Annotated in this window: 7 protein-coding genes; 6 read left to right on the forward strand and 1 reads right to left on the reverse strand. The window is 49.6% G+C overall.

Annotation, left to right across the window (positions count from 1 at the left end):
• Positions 1-82 precede the first annotated feature (82 nt).
• From HPY90_RS10420 to HPY90_RS10440, 5 genes are read left to right on the forward strand one after another with little or no spacing between them, the layout of a single operon-like run.
• Positions 83-925 (forward strand): VanW family protein, encoded by an 843-nt coding sequence (locus HPY90_RS10420; protein ID WP_287194278.1) that lies wholly within the window; start codon positions 83-85, stop codon positions 923-925.
• Between the two features lie 6 nt (positions 926-931).
• On the forward strand, positions 932-1138 hold the full coding sequence (locus tag HPY90_RS10425) for a hypothetical protein (RefSeq protein WP_287194280.1): 207 nt from the start codon (positions 932-934) through the stop codon (positions 1136-1138).
• On the forward strand, positions 1110-1670 hold the full coding sequence (locus tag HPY90_RS10430) for a polysaccharide deacetylase family protein (RefSeq protein WP_287194282.1): 561 nt from the start codon (positions 1110-1112) through the stop codon (positions 1668-1670). Before HPY90_RS10425 ends, HPY90_RS10430 begins: the two co-directional genes overlap by 29 nt.
• A 25-nt stretch (positions 1671-1695) precedes the next feature.
• On the forward strand, positions 1696-2817 hold the full coding sequence (locus tag HPY90_RS10435) for a D-alanyl-D-alanine carboxypeptidase family protein (RefSeq protein ID WP_287194284.1): 1122 nt from the start codon (positions 1696-1698) through the stop codon (positions 2815-2817).
• A gap of 50 nt (positions 2818-2867) precedes the next feature.
• The gene (locus HPY90_RS10440) at positions 2868-4208 is read left to right on the forward strand and encodes a M16 family metallopeptidase (RefSeq protein WP_287194286.1); all 1341 of its coding nucleotides are present in this window, start codon (positions 2868-2870) and stop codon (positions 4206-4208) included.
• Here HPY90_RS10440 and HPY90_RS10445 read toward each other — a convergent pair.
• A complete protein-coding gene (locus HPY90_RS10445; protein WP_287194289.1) occupies positions 4145-4957 on the reverse strand; it encodes a PilZ domain-containing protein in 813 nt (270 codons plus the stop codon). The two genes, HPY90_RS10440 and HPY90_RS10445, sit on opposite strands and share 64 nt — an antisense overlap.
• 173 nt (positions 4958-5130) lie before the next feature.
• Here HPY90_RS10445 and dut point away from each other — a divergent pair, with 173 nt between their 5' ends.
• The gene (gene dut / locus HPY90_RS10450) at positions 5131-5592 is read left to right on the forward strand and encodes a dUTP diphosphatase (RefSeq protein ID WP_287194291.1); all 462 of its coding nucleotides are present in this window, start codon (positions 5131-5133) and stop codon (positions 5590-5592) included.
• Positions 5593-6000: the final 408 nt, after the last annotated feature.

Genomic DNA, 6000 nt, shown 5'->3' on the forward strand with positions numbered 1-6000 from the left:
TATTTGTTTTTTGCGGGATTTGAACCAATCGAATACATACGCTCACTGCCGAATAGAAATTTAAGAAGAAAGGTGGTGAGCTTTGTTTTTGTTCCCAGGCACGATGACAATAATCATAAGACGTCAGACCTTATTCGCGATCTGCTTTGTGATCAGCTTGACTCTTTACACCGTGTGGATCGAACAGGTCGAGCGTGATCTTTATGGAGTTAAGCCTGGGGTCACGGTCGAGGGGATAGACTTGTCTTACTACCTTCCCAAGGAAGTAGAAGTAATTCTTCAAGAATTGGCTCTGAAGCATAGACAAATGCCGGTTAATCCCATTTTTGACAAACAAACCGGCGAGTTACTACCCGAGAGAAACGGGTATGAAGTCGACATAGATATCTCGCTCAAGTCGATTTTTGCGGCTGGCCCTGGGCAACGAGTACCGTTAGCATTCAAGGTTATCAGGCCCAAATACACGACCAAGGACCTAGAAGGGGTTGATCACCAACTGGGATACTTCCATACCTGGCTGTACGGATCCAGCGGGCGCTGGCAGAACATAAAGCTAGCCTGCAAGGGCTGCGACAACACCATCATCTGGCCTGGTCAAGTATTCTCATTCAATGAAGTAGTAGGGCCTCGAACACCCGAGAGGGGATACGAAATAGCCCCGATTATAGGAGGTGTGGACACCGGGGGAGGAGTGTGTCAGGTAGCGACTACGCTGTATAATGCAGCCTTGAAAGCAGGCCTTCCCATCGTGGAGAGACATCCGCACAGCCGGCCTGTACCTTATGTAGCCCCAGGGAAGGATGCTACCGTATCGTACAATTATGCCGACCTGAAATTCAAAAACGACCGGCCTTATCCGGTAATCGTGAAAGCAGGGGTAGGCGGGGGAAAAGTCTATGCTTATATTCTGGGGAAAAGGGGGTGAGGCTTCTTGCGGGTGTATTTTTTGCCTCGCAGAGCCTTAAGGATCGCGGCAGTAATAGCGGTCGTGGTATTGTTTATGGCTGTATTGGCTTATTTTTGGGAGAGTTCGTTAAACGCTTATAAATTGGAGGAACCAATATACCAGGGCCAGACCGGGCAAAAAGTCATTGCTTTGACCTTTAACGTTGACTGGGGCGAGGAAGTATGTCCCTGATTTACTAAAGATACTCGAGCAGAACGGAGTTAAAGCCACTTTCTTCTTAACCGGGCGGTGGGCTGAAGAATTTCCCGAACTGGTTAAGAACATGAAGAAGCACGGGCACTGTTTGGGAAACCACGGGTACAAACACCTTCATCTCAACAACCTTTCGCCAGAACAGGTAAAGGAGGAAATTACCCGGGCAGAAAAGGTAATCCAGACCATAACGGGAGAGCGTCCCTATTTGTTTGCCCCGCCTTACGGCGAATTCAATACCGCTGTTCAGAAAGTAGCCGCTGAATTAGGATATAAGATTGTAATGTGGAGCCTGGACACCGTCGATTGGCAGCGGCCCGAAGCCAGCACCATTGTCAACCGGGTTGTCCCTCGCATTCATAATGATGCGATAATCTTAATGCACCCTACCCAGCCCACGGTTGAGGCTCTGCCCAGCATTCTCAAACAGTTAAAGGAAGAGGGATATCGGTTTGCTACAGTTTCCGAAATCGTCGGAAACACGGCTACAGAAAAGGGGACTGAACCGTAAGATGACTTGTCACGGCAGGAAGAGTGTGATAGGATTTCTGGTGCTGGCATTAACGTTTGCGCTTCTGTTTATTTTGAGTCCAGGTAAAGCTGAAGCTGCGCCTTATGTGACATCTCAGGCTTACTGCTTAGTAGACTTGACTACTGGTCAAGTCTTGGGTGGTAAAAACATGATGCAGCCGCGACCGGTTGCCAGCACCACCAAAGTGATGACTGCCATCCTTGCTTTGGAATATGCAGGGCTCAAGGAGGTGGCAGTGGTAAGTCCTAAGGCCGCCCGAACCGAAAGCGGTATGGGACTTAGGCCGCAGGACAAGATGACCATAGAGGATCTCTTGAAAGCGGCGCTCTTAGAATCGGCCAACGATGCCAGTGTGGTCCTAGCCGAGCATGTGGCAGGCAGTGAGGATATGTTCGCATACCTCATGAACAAGAAGGCGTGGGCCATAGGAGCTTATCATACCCATTTCGAAAACGCCTCTGGTTTGCCCGATAAGGAGCACCTCAGCACTTGCTATGACCTGGCGGTTATTACTAGGTATGCTTTACGTAACCAGGTTTTTGAGAAGCTAGTCGCCACCCGGCAGGCTGTTATCAAACGACCCGGTTACCCCGGGGGGAGAAAGATTTACAACACCAACAAGCTCTTAGGCTCGTACGAAGGGGCCTTCGGTGTTAAGACAGGCACCACAGATGCCGCAGGCAAATGCCTCATCGGTGCGGCCCAAAGGGGGAACCGTAAACTGGTGGCGGTGGTTCTACGTTCCTGGGACCGGTACGCTGACTGCCAGCGTTTGCTCGATTGGGGATTTACGTCGTTTACTCGAGAAAAAGTTGTAGATAAGTCCAACATGTTCAAGGTTTTACGCGTGAACAAAGGGACCCGGATAGAGGTAACCGTGTATCCGGACAGAGATGTCTATTTATGGTTGTCGCAGGACAAAATGGGATTGGAAAAGGTCGTAGATGTTGATTACCAGCCCACCGCACCCCTGAAGACAGGGCAAAAAATCGGAGAGCTAGAGATACGCTACCTGGGGACTACAGTTGAGAGGGTTAAATTAGTGACACGTTGCACAGTGGGAAGAGAACCCGAGGGATTAATGCGATTGTTTTATCGGTTGTACTTACGATTGATGGAAACTTAAAGGGAAATTCGGAGACTATCGAAAACGGAGTAAGGGTGGAGGTTGAAGTTGTGGTCGATTATTGGGTTCTGGATAACGGGGCAAGACTAGTCAGCGAAGAGATTCCTCATTTACGTTCAGTAGCTATGGGGATTTACGTAGGGGTAGGATCGCGAGACGAAGCAGATGAGATGAACGGAACTACCCATTTTATCGAACACCTGCTTTTTAAAGGCACAGCTACTCGAACGGCAAAGGATATTGCCGAAGCTTTCGAGAGCATTGGCGGGCAGTTAAACGCGTACACATCGAAGGAATACACGTGCTTCTATGCTCGGACTTTGGACGAAAACTTCGAGGAAGCCTTAGATATTCTTTTCGATATGGTTTTTAATTCCGTCTTTATGGATAAAGACCTGCTTACGGAGAAAGGGGTCATAGTAGAAGAGATCGGCATGTACGAAGACTCCCCAGATGAGCTTATTCACGATGTGTTTTCCCAGCTGTTGTGGCGTAATCACGCGTTAGGCCGTCCTATTCTAGGAACCAAGGAAACTGTCATGGCCTTGAAAAGGGAGAGTGTTATCGAGTACTACCGGCAATATTATGTTCCTTCGAATATGGTTATCGCTATTGCAGGAAATATAAACAACAGCATGGTTCGGATTAAGGTTAGCGAGTGGTTACACAGGGTACAGAACCACCCCGTGTCTCGGGCCAAACTCCCTCCCGATATTCCGCCAAAGAACGAATTGAGGCTGATTACGAAGGACACAGAACAGGTTCAGCTGTGTATAGGGACGCCCAGTATTTCTTATTCCCACGATGAGCGGCATGTTCAAAACATCATGAACAGCATCTTAGGAGGAGGGATCGGGTCGAGGCTTTTTCAAACCATCCGTGAAGAGAAGGGACTGGCCTATTCCGTGTACACTTACCCTACCAGCTATTCGGATTCTGGCTCTTTTTGCATTTACGCTGCTACCAGTCCCGAAAAAATCAACGATCTGATGGCAGGCTTGGGTGAAGAACTGGACAAGTTCAGGACCAACGGGGTGACGGCGGACGAGATCAACCGGGCTCAGAGACAGATCAAGGCTAACATGTACTTGGGAATGGAAAGTGTTATGAACCGGATGAGCCGTTTGGGCAAGTCGGTTATGTTTTACGATCGCATAATTCCTTTGGAAGAGGTTATCGATAACATCATGGCAGTTACTGCGGACGATATCCAGCGCTTCGCCAACCAGGTGTTGGTTCCGGACAAGTTGTGCTTGGCAGCAATCGGCGGTAAAGAAGTTTTGTCTGTGGTAGAAAAAGGTTTGTCATCTGTGACCAGGATGGGCTGTCACTCTTCCTCCAATTCTTGGTCTGAATCCGGCTGTTCACAAGTGAGGCACCGGGTACAATAAGGAAAGTTTTTGGGATTGGACTTGGGAAGGGGGTTCCCACACAGGACGCACAGCCCTTCTGCTACCCAGCGTTGTTTTTGAATGAGTTGCTGTTGTCGGGAAAAAATCCATTTATTGATTCTATCGCGGTCACCGTTACTCAAGTTGACGAACTCAATTCCCACCAGGCAAGCGGACGGGCTGGATAAGCGGTCCACGACTCTTACCACGCGACCGTTCAGGAGCAATTCAGGGCCATGGGGCAGGTTCAAAACCGCTTTGACTTGGTCACCTTTGTTAAGTTTGGAGTCGGTCGCCAGGAGACATCCTCCACCGCTTATGTCTACCAAGCGAGCCTTCTGCAAAGAGCCAGTTTCCCTGGTTTCCGAGGATACAATGGGCGCATACCAAATATCAAAACCCGCTGGTACTCGGACCCATTTGCGGTTTTGTCCGTCGCTATCATCTCTTAATTCGGATGGACGGGGTTTTTTGTATAAGGCACGGGTGTCGGAAGAGGCAGTTTCCCTTCTCTGCCAGATGGAGTGATAGGCCCCGGCTGCCAGCAAAAGCAAGCCGATAATCATCACACCGAAAAAAAACCAGTTGGTTCCATTAGAGGTAGGGGTGTTTTCGGTGAAGGCCCGACTTATGTTTTCGTGCACTTGTTGCCAGTTACCGAGAACGAGCCAAGACGATTTCCCCGCAACGAGAGAAGCGACGAAAGGACCTAGATTTACCAAAGGTTTATTAGGGGGTAAACTCATCATGACGAAATACCTCTTTCCCCAAGCCGAATGAAGGAAAACCTGCTTTTAATTATAATGCTAGTAGCACTTGACCCAATAATCAAGGTTATAGGTTTTTTACACGGAAGAGACACCTCGTTTTACTAGAGACCTGGTATCGGCGTTGAGCTTGTAAGCTGAAGGAGAGGGTAAGGTTGGATTTTTCAATCAGGGTTGGGGTTAAGAAACTATCGGCAAAAGTGGGTAGTTCTGTTTCTTTACCGTTTTACGCTACCGAAGGGGCCGCAGGTATGGATCTCTGTGCCTGCCTGGAAGAGGAGATAATCGTAAAGCCATTGGAGAGGGTGCAGGTACCTACAGGGATTGCCGTAAAAATACCGTCCCATGTTGTAGGGCTCGTATTTCCGAGAAGCGGCAATGCCTGGCGGTTAGGTATGACCCTGAGCAACGCTGTGGGCGTTATCGACTCCGACTACACTGGAGAGATACGGGTTTTGATAACGAACCTGGACCCGGAGCGGCCTTTCATTGTAAAACCCGGTGACCGGATAGCCCAGCTGGTTTTCGTGCCGGTGCTCAGTGCCAGGCTTGAACTGGTCGAAGAGCTGGAGGAAACCGAGCGCGGAAGCGGTGGATTCGGTTCAACAGGTAGGTAGCTTTTTAAAAAACGAGCCACAGATCCTCATCACACCAAACGGTGTCACCGCTAGAGAATGAAAATGGGACTGTGGAGGAGTGTTAGCCGGCTCGCTCCAAGACTCCTCGCCTGCAACACATCGGCTCTCTTCGGTGCGAAGCGGACCGCTCGGCATTCGTCCGGCACTCAGGGAATGCAATGCTCGGGAAAATCGCTGCTTGCATAAAGGGCTCCCGAGCTAGACTCATCCTGAGTGCCGGAACTCACGCCTCGCTGCTCGAAACCTCCTGTTTCTCGCTTCGCTTCGCAGCCCTCAGTTTCGCCGTGTGTTGTCCGGCACTCAACGGAAGTCTCAGTAACCTTTGTTTAACCAAATTGTCGTTTAGTTGAGTGCCGGAGCTCGTCATACGTCGCTTCGCCCGGCTAA

Source organism: Syntrophothermus sp. (genome assembly GCF_013314835.1).
In the GTDB taxonomy this organism is placed as follows: Bacteria; Bacillota; Syntrophomonadia; order Syntrophomonadales; family Syntrophothermaceae; genus Syntrophothermus; species Syntrophothermus lipocalidus.